The sequence below is a fragment of the Vibrio sp. 10N.261.51.A3 genome (assembly GCF_041471965.1).
Taxonomy (GTDB): Bacteria; Pseudomonadota; Gammaproteobacteria; order Enterobacterales; family Vibrionaceae; genus Vibrio; species Vibrio crassostreae_C.
In genome coordinates this window covers 1-21,778 of the sequence record NZ_JBFRPK010000072.1, presented here as the reverse complement: position 1 = coordinate 21,778, position 21,778 = coordinate 1, and the positions used below count along the sequence as shown (strand labels likewise).

The following is a 21,778-nucleotide window of genomic DNA, read 5'->3' as shown; positions in this document are numbered from 1 at the left end:
GCGCGGAAGTGACTTCAACAAGTTTTACAGTTTTGGAAGATCAAATCCTAACAGTATCTTTAACCAACGGCGGGAACTTTGAATTATTAGACGTTACAGATTCGGCACAAGTTCATATTAATCACGCGCCGGAAATCACTGTGTCAGCGATCGACTTCACAGAAGACGATGGCGCAGCTGTGGGCGACGTAGCGGGCACGTACGTGACGTCTGACGAAGAAGGCGATGAGGTAACAGTTACCTTCACGCCAGGTAGCAATGTCAACGACCACTACACGTTAGATACGACAACGGGTCAGGTGAAACTGACGCAAGATGGTGTAGACGCCATCAATGCGGGTGAAGACTTAGATACCATCGATCTGACGGTGACTCAGACCAATGACAGCAGCCTGACAGGCACAGACAGCGATACCCCAGTGGTGACGGGCGTGAATGACGGCCCAACCATCGATGTGGTGGCAGAGGCAGCGTTCAATGAAAACGACGCGGCGGTAGATACCGTGGTGGCGACGTTCACGGCGTCGGATGAAGAAGACGGCACACCAAGTGTTGCCTTCACCCCGGGCACAAACACCGATGGTTACTACGCGATCAGCGGCACCGATGTGGTACTGACGCAAGCGGGTGTTGACGCGGTGAATGCAGGCGAGACACTGCCAGCGGTGAGCCTAACGGCGACCGATAGCGACAATGCGACGGCGGTTGACAGCGATACACCAACTTATAACTCTGTTGACGCTATAGATGATGGTTCGTTAAGCCAGGAATACACTGTTTCTGCCGATTTTACTGATGGTATTACGATTCCAACTGGAAGTGATGGCCAACCTCTGTTCTCGATTGAAGCCATCACTTATGACTCCGATGGTAATGAGACATCAGGGGCTATATCTGAATTAAGTGGCTTTGGAATTGGTGTCGCAGGCTCTATTAGGGATAGCGGACAAATTGCTGATCAGATTGAATATGATCCTGGATCTGACACCTCTGAAAAAATTAAATTTGAATTTAGTGAGCTAGCTAATAATGTCGATTTTAGCGTTTCACGACTTTTTGGTAGTGAAAATGAAGGAGAACAAGGTGCTTGGTCTGCATATTATAATGGAGAGCTTGTCGCTTCAGGAGTATTCAAAACGGATTCTGGCGCTTCTACGGGCGACTTTAACATCGACACCGGTGATATTGTATTTGATACGTTAGTCTTCGAAGCAGATTCGAATGGTGTACGAGTTGGGGATTCTTCTGATTATGTCTTATCTTCAATTAGCGTTACCGGAATAGATCTAGGTGATGGTGCGATCATTGCTGATGAAGACGACGGCGTCTCTGTGACCGACGCTAATGCAGGACTTCTTGCAAACGATATCGATGATCAAAATGATACCTTTTCATTGACCGCTGTAAATGGCCAAACGATTACTAATGGTTCAGTTGTTACTCTTCCAAGTGGCGCATTGCTTACTATTTATGCCGATGGGACTTACGACTATGACACCAACGACGTCTATGATTACTTGCAAGCTGGGGAACTAACTACTGAGAGCTTCACATATACAATTACAGATGAACATGGCGCAACAGATACTGCGACAGCAAATATTAATATTATTGGTAGTAATGACGCTCCTAGCGGAAATCCAGATACCGCAACTCTCGAAGAAGGTAGCACAGTCACCTTTACTCCTGATCAGTTGTTAGTTAATGATGTTGATAACGATGACACGAATTTGGCTGTTCTTTCGCTAGCAAGTGACTCGTCTGGTACAAATGAGGTTGATATATCCTCTCCAGGTTCGACGTTCTTTACAAGTTTAGGTGGGACGGTAACTATAAATGATGATGGTTCATTTAGTTATCAAGCTCCTCAAGGCCAGGATCATACTCAAGGCGTAGCAATAACTGATTCCATTTATTATTTAGTTACTGATGGCAAAGGAAACTCCAATTGGACTGAGATCGAAATCGCGGTTACGGATAGTGGACCGACTGCAGTTGACGACTTTGATAGTGTTGGCTTTGGCGGTTTCGGCTTCGGTAACTTGATCTCTGGTGAAAACGACGGTTCAGGTAAGGATGACTTAGGTAGTGATATTACGAAAGTAACCAGTATTACTTTCGATGGCCAGAAATACAATGAATGGAACAATAACGGTGAGATCGTCATTGACACAGGTACGGCTATTGCTACGTTTAATCAAGACGGCAGCTATAGCTACCAATCAACTCAAGCTGAAGGTCAAGTGAAGTCGTTTTCAACAAACGACATGCTTAATAATAATGGTATTGAGCTGTATGCTTATAACGATTATCAACAAGTTGATGTTACTAACCTAAACAGTAACTCTGCCAGTGTAGTCGAGATCAACAGTAAGGTTGGTATCTACTACGCCAACTCCGAAGGAAACGGCGATCAAATACGTTATGACGAGGCATTGGTTACTAAGTTTAGCGGCGAGGTTTCTGTCGCTAACTTTACTTTGAATGGCGTTGCTGACAGTGAAGAAGTGTTCTGGAAGGCATACGACAATCAGGGTTCGCTAGTTGATAGTGGTACTATAAGTAGTAACGACTTAACTATTGCTTCTGATAGTGGTTTTGAAACTGTGGTGCTTTATACAGGTACTACCAATAACTTTATGGTAGAGAGTGTTGAGGTTCAATACGGCGTAGGCTCGGCTAATCAAGATACGTTCCAATACGAGTTGACTGATGCTGATGGTAGTGAGTCTTCAGCTCAATTGACAGTTACACAAGACTCATTACCAGTAGCTAAAGATAATAGCGAAGAGGTATATGAAGCTGGTCTTGAATCGGGTACTGATGCTAATAGTGACGCAAGTACTGTGACCGGCAATATCCTTGACAATGATAGTGGCGTTAGTAGTTCTACGTTAATTAGTGCAGTTAACGGTCAGGCACCAGTAAATGGAATCGTGGTTGTTACTACATCTTACGGTACGTTGACTGTATATACTGATGATTCTAATGGCTTCCGTTCAGGGGACTTTGAATATGAATTAACTAACACATCAATCGGTGATGATGTTGTAGATAGTTTTAGTTACACAATATCAAATAGCGTTGGTGTTACGGATAGTGCGCAGCTTAATATTAATATCGTTGATGATGTGCCTATTGTCAGTGACGTTGAACGCAACTTAACGACCACATCAGACCCTATAACAACAAATTTGACTTTTGCTCTCGACTTGTCAGGTAGTATGGACTATTCAGCTGGTAATGGGAAAAGCTACCTAGAAACGGCAATTGAAGCCTTGACGGCTCTCGTTAGCGAAGTTGATGATACCGGTGATGTCAATGTTCAAATAGTTACTTTCTCAGGTAATAATATAGTCAATTCTGGTTGGCTATCAGACGATGTCGCTCAGGTGGTTACGTATCTTGAATCCTTGCAAGCTAACGGTGGAACACGATATAGCGATGCACTAGAAAAAGTAATGGACAGTGGTGATTTACCAACTTCTGATCAGAGTTTTGTGTACTTTATTTCAGATGGTGAGCCTAATAATGGGTTTAGCGTGGGTTCAACTCTTCAAAACAGTTGGAATAGCTACTTAGAATCATCAAACTATGATATTTCTTTTGCTATAGGTATCGGCAACGCACCACTAGATGAGCTAACGCCTATCGCGCATTCTCCTGATCCTGACGATGATGATAGCAATTATGCTGTTGTGGTTGATGATGCTGATGATTTGACCAATACAGTTTTAGAGTATTTTGACAACAACAGTATTAGTGGTGACGTTAAGTTGTTTGACACTGAAGGCGGTATTTTAGAAGGAGCTGACGGTGTATCAATAACATCGATTGTCATCGACGGTATCACTTATGAGTATGATGTGAGTTCACCTGAAATTACAGTTTCAACCGCGTTAGGCGGGGAGTTTAGGATTAATTTCGATTCCGGTGAATATTATTACAGTATTGTCGTTGACCGAAATGTATTAAACGAGAGTGAAGTTATTCAAGTGCAGGTTGAAGATGGGGATGGAGATCAGGACTCTCTAAAATTAACGCTTAATATCGATTACTATGCGACCGTCGATGCGAACGTAAATAATATTATTACTAATTTGAACAGTGACTCTCCATTGTCTATTGATACTGATTATCTTACGCACTCAGACGCAATAACTTCAGATACGATTGTTTCTAGTGTCGAAAGCTCTGAGGCTACAGTTACTCTAAATGAGGAAGCTGTTATTTTAGAAAATGCTGAAAGTGGTGATGAGTTCAGTTATGTGATTGATGGAAATGGCGTTTCAGATAGCGCTGATGTTGAAGTGAATTTTGTCGACAGTTCTGTTTTATCAGGAACACAAGCTGATGATATTATTATAGGTAAGCCGACTGATAGATTAGTTGAGTTGGCAACCGTTACTGCAACCGTTCGTTCCGGTGATACTTACAATACCGCTAATCAATACGGATTCGTATTGTCTAGCTTGGCTGCTAGTTTGTCCGTAATGCAAATTAGTATTGACTTGAGTAGTATCGACAACAATGCTAACTGGGATATCAGTGATAGCCTAAACCCTTTATACCAAACAGAGTCAAAAGGCATCGAGCAAACTGATAATATTTGGGATGCGATGGACTCGGATTCTTCAGTACTGATTGCTAATTTTGTTGATGGTGATTTTACAAGCGATGATGAGTTTTGGTTCACATTCGATACTGACAATTTTGGTAGAGATCAAGGCAGTAGCTTTATAGGTGCATCTTTTGAAGTGGTTTTGAATGATGGCTCAGTATTAAATGGTACGTATGAATCAGATAATAACGGTGGAGCGATTGCTGTAATTGATAACCATACAAACAAACTCTATGGGGAAGGTGGTGATGATGTCTTGGTTGCAGATAATGGTAATGATCTTCTTGATGGTGGAGAGGGTGATGATCTATTAATTGGTGGGTTAGGTGATGACATCTTGACTGGTGGCAGCGGTGATGATTTGTTCCAGTGGGTTGACCAGCCGTTCCAAGGCGATATTGATACAATAACCGACTTTGCTTTAGGCCAAGATCACTTAGATATATCGCAGTTATTGCCAACGGAAAATTCAATGTCAGATTTACTTGACCATATCACGATTGAAAAAGTCGATAATGGTGGCGGGGATAAGGATTTAGTGATTACTATCTCTGAAGATGCGAGCAACAGCGGTCAAACACAAACAATTGTACTCGACAATACGGGAAATCAATTTGACTCAGTGAATGCCCAAGGCGATGGCAGCGTGATTAGTAGCGACTTAAGTAACTTGGTTAATCAACTCTTCGTGAATTTACCAGAACAATAACAAAAAGGGCCGAAAGGCCCTTTTTTAATAGATCTTGTTTGCTATAAAAGCTAGATTCTAAAGCACTAAGATTAAAGAACCTTACAAGCAAAACCTTTCAGGTAGAAACCTTCTGGGTAGGCTGTGTCTGTTAGGTGGTCGGCTGCTTGTTCGAAGCGTTCTACGAACTTAACAGTGCGGCCTGCATCTAATGCTGCATCTGCGATGATTTTTTGGAACAAATCAGTACCCATTAAGCCAGAGCAAGAGTAGGTCAGTAGAGTGCCACCTGGTTTCAGGATTTGCATCGCAAGCATGTTAACGTCTTTGTAGCCGTTAGCACCTGAAGTTAAGTTATTCTTGCTTGAAACAAACTTTGGTGGATCCATGATCACTACGTCAAACTTAGTGCCTTGGTCACGGTATTCACGAAGCAGTTTGAAGACATCAGCATTTAGGAATACAGCGCGCTTTTTCGAGATATCAAACTCATTAAGTTCAGCGTTGAATTTAGCTGTATCAAGAGCTAGTTGAGATACGTCAGCGTTGATAACACGCTTCGCGTCGCCTTTAAGCGCGTAAAGGCCAAAACCACCTGTGTATGAGAAGCAGTTAAGGACATCTTTTCCTTTAACGTACTTCATAGATTCTTTGCGGCTATCACGTTGGTCCATGTAGAAGCCTGTTTTGTGGCCTTCCATAATGTTCACGCTGATTTTAACGCCATTTTCTTCAATCACGATAGATTTTGGTGGCTCTTCACCATGAAGAACGCCGACAACTTGTTCTAGGCCTTCTTTCTTACGAACTGCCACGTCTGAACGCTCGTAGATGTTGCAGTCAGGGAAGCACTCGATTAACGCTTCAACCAATACGCTTTTGTTAAACTCAGCGCCAGCACTTAGCAGTTGGCAAACAAGAAAGTCTTGGTATTTGTCGATTGTGATACCTGGTAAGCCATCAGACTCTGCGGCCGTTAGGCGGTAGCCCGTTAGACCATCACGTTCGATAATGTCTTCTCGTAAAGACTGTGCGTCTTGAATTCGTTTTACGAAGAACGCCTTGTTGATCTCTTCTTTTTCAAATGTCCAAACACGAGCTCGAATTTGAGATTCTGGTGAGTAAGCCGCTTTTGCAAGCCACTGACCATTTTGAGCATATACGTCTACAGTTTCACCTTGTTTTGGTTCGCCTTCGACCTTATCGATACCGCGTGAAAATACCCAAGGGTGTTTGCGGCGTAGTGATTTATCTCGGCCTTTAGCTAGATGAATTGAAGGAGTCATAATTTACTCTGTTTGTTGAATTTGAAGGAGGGGTATTGTCGGGGAAGTGCAGGTGAAAAGCAAATAAGAAAGGGCTGCAGAAGCAGCCCTAGTAATGATTAATCAACACATTGTGGTGGATATCAGTATTAAGCTTTAAGACCTGTCAGCAAACCTTCCATCGTATCGCTTTGTTTACGAAGTTGGTCAACATTGGAATTACTCTTACTGATCATCTCGCAGATACTGTCTGACTGATGACGAATCTCTTCAACACTTTGTGCAATGTTGTCAGCGACTACGCCTTGTTCTTCAGCCGCGGTAGCAATTTGAGTGCTGCTATCTGAAATAGACTGGTTCTTTTCCGCTAATGAACCGATCTCGACGTTCACTTCTGACATCAGTGTTTGGCCTTCGTTAGCATTGTTCACCGTGACTTCCATCAGCTTGGTCAGTGATTGACTGTTACGTTGTAATGATTCAATCATGCTTTGGATTTCAACCGTTGCTTGCTGAGTACGACCGGCAAGGGCACGAACTTCATCGGCAACAACAGCAAATCCACGACCTTGTTCGCCAGCACGTGCGGCTTCGATAGCGGCGTTCAACGCCAACAGATTAGTCTGTTCAGAAATACCGTTGATGGTTGTGACTACTTCATCGATCTGCGCTGGCATCCAGCTCTTCTACTGCTTGTGAAGCGGATTGGATCTCTTGAGATAGGCTAGAGATAGACTCCAATGTATTTGAAACCTTGACTTGACCGCTCTGAGCAACGCCGCGAGCGTCCATCGTTTGTGAGCTAGACGCATGAGCAAGGGTAGCGACTTCGCGAATGGTAGCTGCCATTTGTTCCGTTGCACTTGCCAAGCTATTCAGGTGTTCCTGTTGGTTACCTGAGATGTCTGAACTTTGTTGTGTAGACTGGTTCAAGTCCGAGCTGATTTGCTGCATGAGAGCGACAGACTCTTGGATTGATAGAACCATGTTTTGTTCACGTTCAGCGACTTTATCGATTGTAATCGCGATTTCACTGAACTCGTCACGAACTAAGAAGTAGTTCATGCGGCAAGTTAAGTCGCCATTCGCTAGGGTGTTCAGAGCTTTGTTCATTGAGAACATCGCGCCGCCAATGAAGGTCATAATGTAGTAAACACCTAGTGCAATAAGCGTTAAGGTTACAGCGATGATAGAAACCTGAGTCGTCGATAGAGCAGACCAAAGGTTTTGGTCATGGTTGGCAACTAGGCTGAACGCACCATTCATTACTGAAACAGAACCAGCACCGTAGCCTAAAGAGATGGTTTCAGAACTGCTGACAAGCTGAGTTACTTGATCTTTAGTGAGTTGACCCGCTTCGATAAGCCCTTTCATCAAGAGCATTTCTTCTTGATAAAGGTGAGCAAGTAAAGAGTCCGCGGCACTATCTAAAACGAGAGTTAATATAACCAGGGCGAGAAGAGGCAATAAGAAGAGTAGATAGAACTTTTCTTGGATTTTTAGGTGAATGAGATATTTGTCAATCCAACGAAATGGGATTTCTTTCATAATCGTTATACTCGAAGTAAGTCCACCAATAAGCGGTGAATGAATAGAAACTCGACTATATCATTCATATAATTTATGAGGCAACGTTATGGAAAGTTCACAATATATTTTTGTCGTGTCAGGCGTAGTTCAATGTGTTGGGTTCCGTTACCACACCAGTAGGCAGGCGCAAGCTATGGGTCTCTCAGGTTATGCAAAGAACTTAAATGATGGTCGAGTTGAAGTGTTAGTTGTCGGAGAGAGTCAACAAATAGAGAAGTTACATGCTTGGCTCTATATTGGCCCTTCGAGCGCAACAGTAGACAACGTTGTGATGCATCAAGTTAAAGATAGTGAGCGCCAGGACGTACGCATAGGGGCGTTTAAAATACTGTAGTTGTAGCACTACAGTATTTTATATTGAACGTAACTTAATGACCTAAAGCGGGTTAGGTTTTACAAGCACTTTGCTGGTTTAGGTAAACCGGCGAGCTTGGTCGCTTGTTTTGCAGGGCCTTTTTTGAATAACTTGAAAAGGTACTTACTATTGCCTTTTTCTGGGCCGTGAGCTTTTTCCATTGCTTTAACGAGCATGCGAACCGCTGGTGAGGTGTTGAACTCTTCGTAAAAGCTCCTTACAAAATGTACGACTTCTAAGTGTGCATCTGTAAGTTCAATCGCCTCGTCTTGAGCAAGAATTTCAATCATGCCTTCTTCCCATTGCGTGTAATCCAATAGGTAGCCTTGAGCGTCGGTTTCGATTTGCTTGCCGTTATATTCAAACATGTTTAATCCAGAATCCAATTAACTATGCGGATAGGGTACATGACCAAGTTTGTCTTTCTCAACAGAAATTGTAGCTATCCAATGAAATATCGTACTTATAGATACAAAAAAGCCCAAGAGGTAGGCTCTTGGGCTAGATATTCTTCAATGATGGGAACGATTAGTCGTCGCTGCCCATGATGCCTAGGATGCTTAGTAGGCTGATGAAGATGTTGTAGATCGATACGTACAAGCTGATCGTTGCAGAGATGTAGTTTGTTTCACCGCCACGAATGATGTTTTGCGTTGTAAGCAAGATAACACCAGTCGAGAACAGGATGAACATACCACTCATTGCCAATGATAGTAGAGGCATTTGTAGGAAGATGTTTGCAACCATACCTACAAGTAGTACTACGAAACCAGCTAATAGCATGCCATTAAGGAACGACAGGTCACGCTTAGTTGTTAGTGCGTAAGCTGATGCGCCCATAAACGCCAGTGCTGTACCGCCAAGTGCAGTTAGGATGACATCACCCATGCCTGCGCCAACGTACATGTTTAAGATTGGACCGATGGTGTAGCCTAAGAAACCTGTAAATAGGAATGTGAAGACTAGACCCATGCTGTTGTCACGGTTCTTTTCTGTTAGGAAAAGTAGGCCGTAGAAGCCAACTAGCATGATAATAAGACCCGGGCGAGGAAGGTTCATCGCCATGGATACGCCTGCTACAACAGCAGACCAAAGTAGTGTCATAGACAGTAATGCGTAGGTGTTACGCAACACTTTATTGGTTTGCAGAGCACTTTCTTGAGATGCTGTGCGTGAAAACATAGGGCTGTTCATAATCTTCCTCGTAAGGTGACTTCAATAGTTATTAGTACATTTATGGGGGTGAAAGTTCGAAAAATCAAGTCTCTCATTCCTCTTGTATACGTAAAATAATAATCAAAATAGTCGGTTAAGTGTTTCTGAAGGTGTAACAAAGTATTTCTTAAAGTGCAGTTAAGGTTCGTTGTTCAATTTTAATCGCACTGAATCGCTGTTTATAATCTTGAAAAACTAATTATAACACTGAAAACAAAGAGGCGACCTAAGCCGCCTCTGTAGTTTATGCATCATAACATATTAGTGGTGTAAGATTTGGCTTAAGAAGTTCTGCGTTCTGTCTGATTGTGGGTTTTCAAAGAAATCGACAGGGTTGTTCTCTTCTATGATTTCACCGGCATCCATGAAGATAACGCGATCCGCGACCTCTTTAGCAAAGCCCATCTCGTGCGTTACACAAAGCATCGTCATGCCTTCTTCTGCAAGCTCAACCATTACGTCTAACACCTCACGAACCATTTCTGGATCGAGCGCCGACGTTGGCTCATCAAACAGCATCACTTGAGGGTTCATACACAAAGAGCGAGCGATAGCTACACGCTGCTGTTGACCACCTGAAAGCTGACCTGGGAACTTGTCCGCTTGCTCAGGGATTTTTACGCGCTCTAGGTACTTCATTGCAATCGCTTCGGCTTCTTCTTTTGGCATCTTTTTGACCCAGATTGGAGCCAGAGTACAGTTCTCTAATACCGTCAGATGTGGAAACAGATTGAAGTGTTGGAAACACATGCCGACATCTCTACGCACGGCTTCGATGTTCTTTAGGTCTTCCGTTAATTCATTACCTGAAACGAAGATATGACCTTTTTGGTGCTCTTCTAATCGGTTGATGCAGCGGATCATCGTTGATTTACCAGAGCCTGAAGGGCCACAGATAACGATTTTCTCGCCTTTTTTAACTTCTAAATTGATGTTCTTAAGTACGTGGAATTCACCGTACCACTTGTTCATGTCTTTCAACTCGATCATAAGACCTTGAGAGTTGTTTTCTGTCTGCTGCGTCATAATACGTCCTTGATCTTGTTAATTATCGTTTGTGACCGGTGTGAAGTCTGTTTTCTAGCCATATCGAATATCTCGACATGCCAAAACAAAACACCCAGAACACTAACGCGACAAATACATAACTTTCTGTTGAATACCCAAGCCATTCAGGGTCGGTATTCGCGGCTTGGCCAATTCCTAGTACATCAAACATACCAATAATCAAAACAAGACTGGTATCTTTAAACAAACCAATGAAGGTGTTCACAATTGAAGGAATCGTGATTTTAAGAGCTTGAGGTAGAATGATAAGCCCAGTCTTTTTCCAGTAGCTTAACCCCAGAGCATCAGCTGCTTCGTATTGGCCTTTTGGTATTGCTTGTAGACCACCTCGAATTACTTCGGCCATGTAGGCTGCACTGAATAGAACTACCCCTACAAGTGCTCGAATGAGCTTATCGGTTTCTGTCCCTTCTGATAAAAAGAGTGGCAGCATTACTGAAGCCATGAATAGAACTGTAATGAGCGGTACGCCACGCCAAATTTCGATGTATACGGTACACATACTGCGAATGATCGGCATCTCTGAGCGACGCCCAAGAGCAAGTGCAACACCAATAGGGAGTGACACTACAATACCAACAAGTGCGATGACCAGTGTAACCAATAGGCCGCCCCATTTATGGGTATCAACAACTTCTAACCCAAAGACGCCACCGTATAGCAAGCCGGCAATGATAAATGGGTAGATGTTGACGAAGAACAACCAAATCCACGTACGTTTAGGTGTTTTTTCATAAGCCAGTAAGGCTACAAAAATGGCCAACGTTGCGTAGAAGAGGCGAGGTCGCCACAGCTCAGCTTCTGGGTAGAAGCCATACATGAATTGATCCCAACGAACGCTGATAAAAACCCAACAAGCGCCTTCGCTAGTACAGGCATCGCGTGTGGTTCCTATCCAGTCGGCACTGATGAATGCCCAATCCGCTATTGCCCATAATAGGGTGAAAGCAAAGTAAGCAAGAATCACAGTGACGACGCTGTTAATAGGTCCATTAAATAGATTTTTTCTTAACCAACCGACTGGCCCAACGGTATTCGCTGGAGGCGGAAGATCAGGTTGAAATTGATGTGTACTCATCTTATCTCTCCACCAACGCTACTTTGCGGTTGTATATGTTCATTAGAGCGGACGTTAATAGGCTCAAGGTTAGGTAGACGCCCATTGTCATCGCGATTACTTCGATAGCTTGTCCAGTTTGGTTAAGTGTTGTTCCTGCAAATACAGAGACAAGATCAGGATAACCAATGGCCATCGCAAGTGATGAGTTTTTGGTCAGGTTTAGATACTGACTGGTTAGTGGTGGGATAATGATTCTTAATGCTTGTGGAATAATGACAAGCTTTAGAGTTCTAGAACGTGGGATGCCTAGAGACATCGCAGCCTCAGTTTGCCCATGGTTTACCGCGTTAATACCTGAACGAACAATCTCAGCAATGAACGCTGCTGTATAGATACTTAAAGCGAGCATCAATGCAGCAAGCTCAGGGATTATAGTAACACCACCCTTGAAGTTAAACCCTTTCAACACAGGGTAATCTGCAGAGATAGGCATGCCCATAACAAAGTAAGTTATCAACGGTAAGCCTAAAATCAACGCAGCTGCAATTCGCAACATCGGTGTTTGTTGGCCGGTCAGTTTCTGTCTGTTCTTAGCCCAGATGTTGATAATAAACGTAGCGATAATACCGACAATCAATGATGCGATGACAATGCTACTGCCTTGCTCAAAGACTGGAGCAGGGAAGTACAACCCGCGTACGTTCAAGAAAATTGCTTCACCTAGACTCATACTTTGACGAGCAGAAGGCAAGGCTTGTAGAACGGCGAAATACCAGAAAAAGATTTGTAATAGCAGAGGGATATTTCGGAATATCTCAATGTAGACAGCTGCAAATCGGCTAACTAGCCAGTTTGAAGAGAGTCTAGCGATACCCATACTAAAGCCCAGCACTGTCGCTAGCATGATGCCGAGTACTGAAACCAAAGCGGTATTGAGAAGACCGATAAAGAATGTACGACCGTATGAGAAGGTCTCGTCGTATTCAATCAGTGTTAAGCCGATACCAAAACCAGCTTCTTGGGAGAGAAAATCAAAACCAGTGGTGATACCACGGGAATCTAAGTTTGTGAGTGCATTATTTACAATCGTGTAAAAGAAAGCACAAAGCGCCCCGACGGCGATAATTTGGAAAATGATGGAGCGAAAAGTGGGGTTGTAAAATAAGTTGGCACTTTTGGGCTGTGGCTTTGCCTGAGCTGGAGAAATAGTTTCATTAGGTTTCATACTACTATAACCTCAAATCCATTTAATAAATAGGGCGGAAAACTCCGCCCTAATTGATGCTTGAAAATTTATTAACGGATTGGTGGAGCGTACATAAAGCCGCCCGCATTCCATAATGCATTTACACCACGAGAGATTTGAAGTGGAGAACCTGTACCAACAGTACGCTCAAAACTCTCACCGTAGTTACCAACTTGCTTAATTACTTGGTAACCCCAGTCGTCGCGAATGCCAAGGCCTTTACCTTTAGGACCGTCTACACCAAGAATACGTTTGATGTTTGGATCTTTTGACTTAAGCATTTCGTCTGCATTTTTAGAAGAGATGCCGTATTCTTCCGCGTTAATCATTGCTGAAAGTGTCCACTTAGCAACGTTAAACCATTGATCATCATCTTGACGAACAACAGGGCCTAGAGGCTCTTTAGAGATGATTTCAGGAAGTACTTCTGCAGATTTAGGATCAGCTAGGTTTAGGCGAAGTGCGTATAGACCAGATTGGTCAGTTGTTAGTACGTCACAACGACCTGCGTCGAAACCTTTCGATGTTTGTGCTGCCGTATCGAATACCACTGGCTTGTAAGACATGCCACTGTTACGGAAGTAGTCGGCTAGGTTAAGTTCAGTTGTTGTACCTGATTGAACACATACAGAAGCGCCATCAAGCTCTTGAGCACTTGTTAGGCCAAGTTCTTTCTTAACCATGAAGCCTTGACCATCGTAGTAGTTAACGCCTACGAAGTTCAGACCTAGAGCAGTGTCACGATGTAATGTCCATGTTGTGTTACGAGATAGTACGTCGATTTCGCCAGATTGAAGCGCAGTAAAACGCTCTTTTGCTGTTAGAGGTACATACTTAACTTTAGTCTTGTCACCGAGTACAGCCGCTGCAAGAGCTTGACAATACTCAACATCAATTCCTTCCCATTCACCTTTTGAGTTAGGGTTAGAGAACCCTGGAAGACCGGTACTTACACCACAAGTTAGAAAACCTTGAGATGTGACTTTGTCCAGAGTGCTTTCTGCCGCTGATGCCGATGTTGCCATCATCGCAGTTGATGCAGCTACTACTGAAGCAAGAAGTGTTAGTTTATTTGTCATTTGTATCCTTCCTTGTTAACCAGGTGACACCTGATACTCGTGCTCGTTTGAGTTTCTCTTATGTGTTGCGTTTTCTATGACCTTGTTATTCAAATTAAACGAGTTGCATTTTGCAAATGAAACTGTGTGCGATTTAAACAACTGTTTATAAGGTTAGGAAAGGATCCGTAGTTTCACAAATGTATAATTTAAAAAGAATTTTGAATGAAATCACAAATCCGAACACAATTAGAATGACTAAATGTTAAGTGAATGTAAATAGTGCAACGGTTCACACTGTTGGTGCAACGAGATTTAGATTTTTATATTGATAATCGACTAGATAAATATTCTGAATCAACATCACAATGATGAAATATTAAACTTAAGAAATGTTGAAATTTGGTCAATAAATATTTTTATTACACTTCGATAGTTATGAATATGCTCCAAATTTGGTAGCATGGCTGAATAGTTATTGAAGTAGTCTCAAGGAAGAACATGCGTTATTTCCCAATGTTTTTGGATGTAGAAAATAAGCCAATCTTAGTGGTTGGTGGGGGTGAGGTTGCTTGCCGTAAAGTCGATAGCTTACTACGAGCGGGAGCGGATGTGACTTTGGTGTCTCCCAAGGTAGCGCCTTACTTAAAGCAGCTTGTGGACGAGAACAAGCTTCACTGGGTTCAAAACTTTTACTCGTCACAGATCATATCGAAAAATTACTTGCAGGTTTGGGCCACAACAGACAACCCAAGCTTGAATCACCAAGTGTATAATGATGCGAAAAAACTGGGCATTTTAGTCAATGTGGTTGACGATCTTCCTTACTGCGACTTCATCACACCTTCGATGATAAATCGCGGCAGAATCCAAATTGCCATCTCTAGTGGCGGGGCATCACCTGTTTTAGTAAGAAATATCAGAGAAAAACTCGAAACGGTATTGCCACAAAACATAGGTTTGATAGCAGACTTCGGTGCATCAAAACGCAATTCAATCAAAGAGTCATTCCCAACCGTCGACGAGCGTCGTAAATTTTGGGAGCGTTTCTTGTCATCCAGCTTTATCGAGCAGGTGAATGACAGAGAGCAGTTAGAGTCTTACTACCAGCAAGCGCTAACCGAAGGCATTGATAGCGAAGGGCAGGTCACTTGGATTGAATTCGAGCAAGATGTCGAGCTGCTGTCTATGAAGGCTTTACGTTTGATGCAGGAGGCAGAGCTCGTACTTTCACCGAGCGATTGTCCATTTGAATTTATCGACCTGTGCCGCCGAGATGCAGAAAGAGAGAGCTACGCCAACAGCGGAGAGCTATCAACAAAGCTTGAGCAAGCAAGAGCAGAGAAATTACGAGTGTGTGTGTTTATTCCACCAGAAAGCGTAGAGTTTAATCTGTTGGTCGGCAAAGATCTAAAATTGTCAGCAGCCCAAGTACTCAGTTGAGGTAATTGCTTCTAGTTGAAATGAGAGCTTTCTGGTTGTTTGAAATCGGCTAGAGGCTCGGAATAAAACTAAAGCTGGACCAGATAAATAAAAAGCCACTTCAAAAGAAGTGGCTTTTTGCTATTTCAAACACGACATTGTGCTGATGAATGAGCAACCCAAATAGGCGGTCACTCAAACTCAAAAATTAGTCGCGGAAGTTGTCAAACTGGAAAGGTTGACCAAGTTCACCGCCGCGAACTAGAGCCATAACAGCTTGTAGGTCATCACGCTTCTTACCAGTAACACGAACTTTGTCGCCTTGGATAGAAGCTTGAACTTTAACTTTGTTGTCTTTGATTAGCTTAACGATCTTCTTAGCGACATCAGTTTCAATGCCTTGCTTAAAGATAACCGTTTGGTGCCAAGTGCGACCTGTTTGGTCTGCCGCTTTCGCTTCCATCGCGTTAGGATCAACATTACGCTTCGTTAGGTTGCTGCGAAGGATATCGCGCATTTGCTTCAGTTGAAAATCGTCTTGAGCAGTCAATTTTACTGATTCATCTTTGTAATCAAAGCTTGCGTCAACGCCGCGGAAATCGAAACGAGTCGATAGTTCACGGTTTGCGTTGTCTACTGCGTTACGCAGTTCTACTGCTTCTACTTCAGAGATAATGTCAAATGATGGCATTGTGTTGTTTCCTTAAGCTAAGTTTCTATCTTTAATTGCTGTTGCAAGCATGTCTAGCATTGTTGCAGTATCTTCCCAGCTTAGGCATGGGTCAGTAATCGACTTGCCATATTCTAGGTTGTTAATGTCTGTCATTGGCTGGTTGCCTTCAATAATGAAGCTCTCTGCCATAATGCCTGCAATTTGGTTCTTGTTAGATTTAATTTGCTCACAAATGTCTTGTGCAACTTCTAACTGCTTACGGTGTTGCTTCTGACAGTTAGCGTGGCTAAAGTCTACAACCAAACGTTGAGGTAGATCGAATTCAGCCAGTTGCTTACATGCAGTATCTACAGATTCAGCGTCGAAGTTAGGGCCTTTATCACCACCACGTAGAATAACGTGACCGTATGGGTTGCCAGAAGTACGGTAAACCGTCATGCGGCCGTTCTTATCTGGAGAGTAGAAGTAGTGTGAAGCATGTGCTGCACGAATTGCATCGATAGCAATCTTGATGTTGCCGTTGGTCGCGTTCTTGAAGCCAACAGGGCAAGACAGTGCAGAAGCCATTTCACGGTGAATCTGAGATTCAGTTGTACGAGCGCCAATCGCACCCCAAGTGATAAGGTCTGCAATGTACTGACCTGTGATCATATCAAGGAATTCAGTCGCGGTAGCGAGGCCAAGCTTGTTGATATCTAGCAGAAGCTTACGAGCTTTGTTCAAGCCTGTTTCAAGTGCGTATGAACCATCAAGGTTAGGATCTGTAATCAAACCCTTCCAACCTACAACAGTACGAGGCTTCTCGAAGTAGGTTCTCATTACAACGAACAGTTCATCTTTGTACTGGTCTTGAATTTTGCTTAGGCGCTCAGCGTAATCAAGTGCCGCATCTGTATCGTGAACAGAGCATGGGCCTACGATAACTAATAGGCGGTTATCACGACCAGTTAGGATATCTTCGATTTGGCGGCGAGAATTTTTAATGCGCTCAGCAACGTCGTCAGTAATAGGGTGTGCATTGCCTAGTTCGGCAGGAGTTGGCATAGGACCCAGAGCTTGGGTTCTCAACTCATCAGTTTTTAATGGCATGTGATAGCTTTTTTATTCTATTGCGGAGTGGTTAAGATAACGGAATTGAACAGAGGAATAAACTCTATTGAGTCAAAGTTATCTCAGTTATTGCTAATATTCTTATTTTTATCAGCAGGCCAGCGTCAAATAAGGGATTTTCACTTGTATTAACAGGCAGCTATCGGTATTTTCGTTTGAACACAACATAAAAATGCTGGAGCAGCAATGACTCAAGAAAATCAAAGCACTTTGCACCCAGAACTCGTCTTAGGTGATGTGCTGCCTTCTTACAACGATAATAATAATTCTAACCACTTATACGTTTCATTATCAGAATTAGTGATGGATCGTGTCTTCTACCACCCAAGTATCGAGAGTCACTTAGATACTTTGACTGATATTGAAAAAACGTCTTTAGAAGCGATCCTTGGCGATAAAACAGTCGATGAGCATTTTGTTTCGACCTTAGTGATTGCCATTCAAGCTGCCGTTCAGCCAAATCACACTTCTGTTCGTATCGCATTAAGCAGTGCAGACAGCTATGGATTCCGTTCGCTGCTTGGCGGGAACTGTGAAGCAGAAGAGATTAACCCTGCACTAGGTGTTCGTGGCGTTGCTCGTTACGCGACACCAGAATACAGCAAGGCTTTCGCTTTAGAATGTCAGGTTATTAAGGCATTACGTGAGCAGGGCATCAACGTTGAAGTAGTTGTGCCTTACGTTCGTGCGTTAAGCGATGCCGCTAAGATTATTGACCTGCTTGCCGAGCAAGGGTTACCACGCGGCCTTAACGGTTTGAAAGTACTGTTCTCGTGCGATGTGCCGTCTGCAGTGCTACTGAGCGAACGTTTACTGCATTACTTCGATGGTGTAGTGGTAAACGTTGATAGCTTAGCGTCTTTCACTTTAGGCGTAGACAAACACAATGAAGCTCAGCAGCACGCTTTTGATCCACAAAACGAAGCGGTTATTACCTTGTTGGATATGATTGTTAAAGCAACCCTGAACGCGAAGAAGCCAGTGCTGCTAGTAACTCAAGGCTTAGTGGATTACCCACGTCTACAAGGTTACATAGCTGATCTTGAATGCGTAGAAACGGTCGTGACTGCGTAAATCGATTAGCTTGCCTGATAAGCCGACTTAAGGCGCTAATGCTTTGAGAATTAAAGAGATATCATTGTGCGATGATATCTCTTTTTTGTAACATTTTTTTGACATCTCTATCGCTAATCGATTAACTGGTCTGATGACTGATTTGACTAGGTAATCCGAATGTTGACCCCTCTACAAAAAGCAAATTTCTACTTAAGCATGTTTGGCTTTTTCAAAGTCCCACTTATCTGGTTGTGCCGACCAAAACTACTCGCGTTGGACAACCAACATGTTGAAGTGAAAATCCCGCTTAGAAGGCGTACTAAGAATCACCTTAACAGTATGTACTTTGGCGTTTTGGCTGTAGGTGCGGATGTTGCGGGTGGGTTTCTTGCGATGAGCAAATCTCAGCAGCAAGGTGAAAAGATCTCGTTGGCTTTTAAAGAGGTGACGGGTAACTTTTTGAAGCGCCCTGAAGGTGATGTGCATTTCACTTGTAACGACGGTGAGCTGATCAACACTATGCTGGCAGAAACCATGTCGACCGGAGAACGGGTCAATCAACCCGTAACCATTATCGCGACTTGCCCATCTTTACATGGTGACGAGCCGATGGCGGAGTTCACGCTTACGCTTTCAATTAAGAAAGTCCCTTCAAGAAAATAGCGATTAAATAATAGATTTTGGTTTAGAAGTCATGGGTAACGTTGAAGAGATAAAACAACGGTATGTGAATGGTTTCCACATACCGTTATAGAGAACTTTATAACGGCTCTATGACTCTTGAGTGATCTGCTCAATATCAACTATTTTTGAACGGTTCATAACGATCTTCCAACGGTAGTAGGTTGGTTCGTTATCATGGTTGTTCTCTTTAATGATCAGGTTGAGAAGATGACGCTTTTCTACTGATTCGCGGCTCACTTGTCCTTCATTCAAGCGGTAGATCTTGTTTGAGCCTTTATCCATCAACCGTGTCAGCGCTCTTAGGCTGATCGATAACGTTTCACGAGTCTCCTCATAACCACTCATAAAGGTCGATGTCGACATCTCAGTATGAGAGCGGTAATGCAAGATTTGCTCTTCACGTTGTACCACACGCTTTTTACGGATCGACTGAATGCGATCTGCAAGCTTAGAAAAATTTGCGTAGTCCAACCATTCCAGTTTATGGCCTACTGACTTGTTGGTCGTTGGATCATAGTAACGACGCTTCCATTTTGGCTTGCCTTTACGCAGCCAGCGCCAAAGGATGTCTCTCAAGTCATCTTTAAAGATCTCACGCAGTGCGTAAATGAAAGACATTGCCACGATGAAAGAGGCGGTAATCTCACCAAGAAAGTCACGAGCCAAGATCACAGTAGTGGTCACGACAACCATCACCAAACCGGTCGCGATGCCTTTCACGGCACGCTTAACGTTCTTACCCATCGACGTTGTCTTTTCTTTAAGCACGATAGGGTGTTCAATCAAACGACGCAGCAAACGCATCTTGTTACTCAAGCGGGTAACGTCTTCTCGAACTCTTGCTGAGTTGTAGCGGTTCAGTTTACGGTGCGCGGTCTCTTTATCACAAAGCGTTAAGAGTCGTTCTTTAATCGTTGAATACTCACTACCTCGTGGCATGTGTGAAACTAGCGATAGGAACTTTTGCTCGGTATACCAAGATAGGTAGTTATCGATATTAGCGTAGTAGCGCTTGAGATTTTCTTCGTAAGGGATGCTTCGGCGTAGCTTCTTCAAGATATCTAAAGCCAATTCAATGACTTCATCTACTTCATCAGCCGTTACGTCGTCACTATCAGTTTTATTTAAGCTGCTGACTGCTTTATCTAACGCGATAACATATTGGTAGGCAAACAGACTCAAACTGACACGATACTGTGTTGTAGATAAGCGTCCACGTTTTGCCAAGCGACTGTGTACCAAAGGTAAAAGTGTTTTGTCACTATAGTAGGCACGTTTTTGAGTGATTGAGCTGTAGAAAAAGGCACTTTCAGAAAGCACTTCAGGAGTCAGTCCAAGTTCACCGGGAATGAATAGATAAACGTCCATGTCGAGCTTTTTGGTCTTAGCCATGGCATGGTTAATTTTAAGTGTTATCGCATCTTGTTTATCAACGGTGATCAACGATGTCTCCTAGAATGTAAAAATATGAATGAAACTAGCGAAAGCATATCAGAGATCACGTATAATCTCCGCCAAATTTAAAGTAGAGACAACCTTGATGATTAATATTGGTCAAATAAACAACTTAGAAGTAGTAAAACAAGCAGACTTCGGTGTATTCCTTGACGCGAGCGACTATGGAACCGTGTTGCTGCCGAAACGATTTACTCCTGAAGGTGTTGAAATTGGTCAAAAGCTAGATGTTTTCTTATACATAGATTCTGACAACCAGATCGCTGCAACGACTGAAAAACCAATAGCTCAAGTAGGCCAGTTTGGTTTGATGACGGTTGAAGGTGTTAACAGCACTGGTGCATTCATGAGCTGGGGCGTGAAAGGTAAAGACCTTCTTGTTCCTTTCAGCGAGCAGCGTGGCCGTTTAAACGAAGGTCAGTCAATCTTAGTATATGTGTATATCGATAAAGCATCGAGCCGTATCGTTGGTACAACGAAGTTCAACAAATGGTTAGACAACACGCCTGCGACTTATAAGCAAAATGAGCAAGTCGATCTCATTATCGCTGAGCGCAGCCAGTTAGGTTACAAAGCGATCGTGAACGGTGAACACTGGGGTATGATTTTCCCATCTGACATCATCGGTAAGCTGTTCATTGGTAAAACACTAAAAGGCTACATTAAAAACGTTCGTGAAGAAGACGGTAAGATTGATTTGTCTCTTCAGAAGGTTGGTGTGGCTAAGATGGATGACCTAAGCATTAAGGTTCTTGACCTGCTTGAGAAGAAAGGCGGTTACCTGCCTTTGAATGATAAGTCTTCTCCTGAAGTTATTTTCTCTGCATTCAGAACCAGCAAAGGTACGTTCAAGAAGACAATTGGTGGTCTATACAAATCTGGCAAGATCACTATCGACAAAGAAGGTATCAGCTTAGTTAAGTAAGCGAGCCTGTCGGTCAAAAAAAAGCCCAAACCTTCCTGTTTGGGCTTAGGGGAAAGGGCTCCGAAGAGCCTACGCTAATCGTTTTAATCTTTTGACTGTTAGATTGAAGTCTGGTTTAGATTCTCTAAAGTGCGATTTTTCTTTTTGGAAATAGTGACTTGAATTGATATTTATATAATTAGCTGTTGATTTACAAGCGCTCGCACACTGACTTATATGGCCGATAGAATAGAAAAAGCCCAAACAATTAACGTTGTTTGGGCTTTTTGTTGTGCGCCGAGCATGGC

General features: G+C 43.1%; 17 protein-coding genes and 1 pseudogene. 6 read left to right on the top strand and 12 right to left on the bottom strand.

Going from position 1 to position 21,778, the window contains the following annotated elements; genetic code table 11:
- Positions 1 to 32 precede the first annotated feature (32 nt).
- Positions 33 to 5,330, top strand: coding sequence for an S-layer family protein (locus AB4371_RS17490; protein ID WP_102398649.1), 5,298 nt, complete (start codon positions 33 to 35; stop codon positions 5,328 to 5,330).
- Between the two features lie 71 nt (positions 5,331 to 5,401).
- Here the strand turns inward: AB4371_RS17490 and AB4371_RS17485 are convergent, their stop codons facing one another.
- Entirely contained in the window at positions 5,402 to 6,595 is a 1,194-nt protein-coding gene (locus tag AB4371_RS17485) for a class I SAM-dependent methyltransferase (RefSeq protein WP_017059708.1), read from the bottom strand.
- 128 nt (positions 6,596 to 6,723) lie between these two features.
- Positions 6,724 to 8,122 (bottom strand): annotated as a pseudogene (locus AB4371_RS17480) (methyl-accepting chemotaxis protein).
- Between the two features lie 88 nt (positions 8,123 to 8,210).
- On the opposite strand from AB4371_RS17480, the gene yccX reads away from it, so the two are divergent.
- Positions 8,211 to 8,498 carry an acylphosphatase gene (gene yccX / locus AB4371_RS17475; RefSeq protein WP_017059706.1) on the top strand — a complete coding sequence of 96 codons (288 nt, stop codon included), beginning with the start codon at positions 8,211 to 8,213 and terminating at the stop codon, positions 8,496 to 8,498.
- Positions 8,499 to 8,557: 59 nt separating this feature from the next.
- Here yccX and AB4371_RS17470 read toward each other — a convergent pair whose 3' ends face one another.
- The 6 genes from AB4371_RS17470 to AB4371_RS17445 all read right to left on the bottom strand — a co-directional run bounded on the left by AB4371_RS17470 (position 8,558) and on the right by AB4371_RS17445 (position 14,187).
- The gene (locus tag AB4371_RS17470; protein ID WP_017057205.1) at positions 8,558 to 8,887 is read right to left on the bottom strand and encodes a TusE/DsrC/DsvC family sulfur relay protein; all 330 of its coding nucleotides are present in this window, start codon (positions 8,885 to 8,887) and stop codon (positions 8,558 to 8,560) included.
- A 160-nt stretch (positions 8,888 to 9,047) separates the two neighbouring features.
- Positions 9,048 to 9,713: a Bax inhibitor-1/YccA family protein gene (locus AB4371_RS17465; protein ID WP_017057206.1), complete on the bottom strand. Its 666-nt coding sequence runs from the start codon at positions 9,711 to 9,713 to the stop codon at positions 9,048 to 9,050.
- A gap of 282 nt (positions 9,714 to 9,995) precedes the next feature.
- Entirely contained in the window at positions 9,996 to 10,760 is a 765-nt protein-coding gene (locus AB4371_RS17460) for an amino acid ABC transporter ATP-binding protein (RefSeq protein ID WP_017059704.1), read from the bottom strand.
- A gap of 22 nt (positions 10,761 to 10,782) precedes the next feature.
- Positions 10,783 to 11,880, bottom strand: a complete 1,098-nt coding sequence (locus AB4371_RS17455) for an amino acid ABC transporter permease (protein WP_017059703.1) — start codon at positions 11,878 to 11,880, stop codon at positions 10,783 to 10,785.
- A 1-nt stretch (position 11,881) separates the two neighbouring features.
- Positions 11,882 to 13,087 carry an amino acid ABC transporter permease gene (locus AB4371_RS17450; protein WP_017066316.1) on the bottom strand — a complete coding sequence of 402 codons (1,206 nt, stop codon included), beginning with the start codon at positions 13,085 to 13,087 and terminating at the stop codon, positions 11,882 to 11,884.
- 71 nt (positions 13,088 to 13,158) lie between these two features.
- Positions 13,159 to 14,187 carry an amino acid ABC transporter substrate-binding protein gene (locus tag AB4371_RS17445; protein WP_017059701.1) on the bottom strand — a complete coding sequence of 343 codons (1,029 nt, stop codon included), beginning with the start codon at positions 14,185 to 14,187 and terminating at the stop codon, positions 13,159 to 13,161.
- 480 nt (positions 14,188 to 14,667) lie between these two features.
- Here AB4371_RS17445 and AB4371_RS17440 point away from each other — a divergent pair, with 480 nt between their 5' ends.
- Complete coding sequence (locus AB4371_RS17440; protein WP_372150401.1) at positions 14,668 to 15,609, top strand: NAD(P)-dependent oxidoreductase; 942 nt, start codon at positions 14,668 to 14,670, stop codon at positions 15,607 to 15,609.
- A gap of 187 nt (positions 15,610 to 15,796) precedes the next feature.
- On the opposite strand, the gene AB4371_RS17435 is transcribed toward AB4371_RS17440, so the two are convergent.
- Together AB4371_RS17435 and AB4371_RS17430 are read right to left on the bottom strand one after the other, a co-directional pair.
- A complete protein-coding gene (locus AB4371_RS17435; RefSeq protein ID WP_017063832.1) occupies positions 15,797 to 16,279 on the bottom strand; it encodes a YajQ family cyclic di-GMP-binding protein in 483 nt (160 codons plus the stop codon).
- 12 nt (positions 16,280 to 16,291) lie between these two features.
- Positions 16,292 to 17,350 carry a 3-deoxy-7-phosphoheptulonate synthase gene (locus tag AB4371_RS17430; RefSeq protein WP_017059698.1) on the bottom strand — a complete coding sequence of 353 codons (1,059 nt, stop codon included), beginning with the start codon at positions 17,348 to 17,350 and terminating at the stop codon, positions 16,292 to 16,294.
- Between the two features lie 207 nt (positions 17,351 to 17,557).
- Here AB4371_RS17430 and AB4371_RS17425 point away from each other — a divergent pair, with 207 nt between their 5' ends.
- Positions 17,558 to 18,445 carry a putative PEP-binding protein gene (locus AB4371_RS17425; RefSeq protein ID WP_017066315.1) on the top strand — a complete coding sequence of 296 codons (888 nt, stop codon included), beginning with the start codon at positions 17,558 to 17,560 and terminating at the stop codon, positions 18,443 to 18,445.
- 159 nt (positions 18,446 to 18,604) lie between these two features.
- The gene (locus tag AB4371_RS17420; protein ID WP_017059696.1) at positions 18,605 to 19,090 is read left to right on the top strand and encodes a PaaI family thioesterase; all 486 of its coding nucleotides are present in this window, start codon (positions 18,605 to 18,607) and stop codon (positions 19,088 to 19,090) included.
- Positions 19,091 to 19,198: 108 nt separating this feature from the next.
- Here the strand turns inward: AB4371_RS17420 and AB4371_RS17415 are convergent, their stop codons facing one another.
- Positions 19,199 to 20,554: a hypothetical protein gene (locus tag AB4371_RS17415; protein WP_017063834.1), complete on the bottom strand. Its 1,356-nt coding sequence runs from the start codon at positions 20,552 to 20,554 to the stop codon at positions 19,199 to 19,201.
- Between the two features lie 28 nt (positions 20,555 to 20,582).
- On the opposite strand from AB4371_RS17415, the gene AB4371_RS17410 reads away from it, so the two are divergent.
- Positions 20,583 to 21,491, top strand: coding sequence for a S1 RNA-binding domain-containing protein (locus AB4371_RS17410; protein WP_372150400.1), 909 nt, complete (start codon positions 20,583 to 20,585; stop codon positions 21,489 to 21,491).
- A 69-nt stretch (positions 21,492 to 21,560) separates the two neighbouring features.
- Here the strand turns inward: AB4371_RS17410 and AB4371_RS17405 are convergent.
- On the bottom strand, positions 21,561 to 21,778 hold a 218-nt coding region (locus AB4371_RS17405), incomplete at its 5' end, for a hypothetical protein (RefSeq protein WP_372150399.1).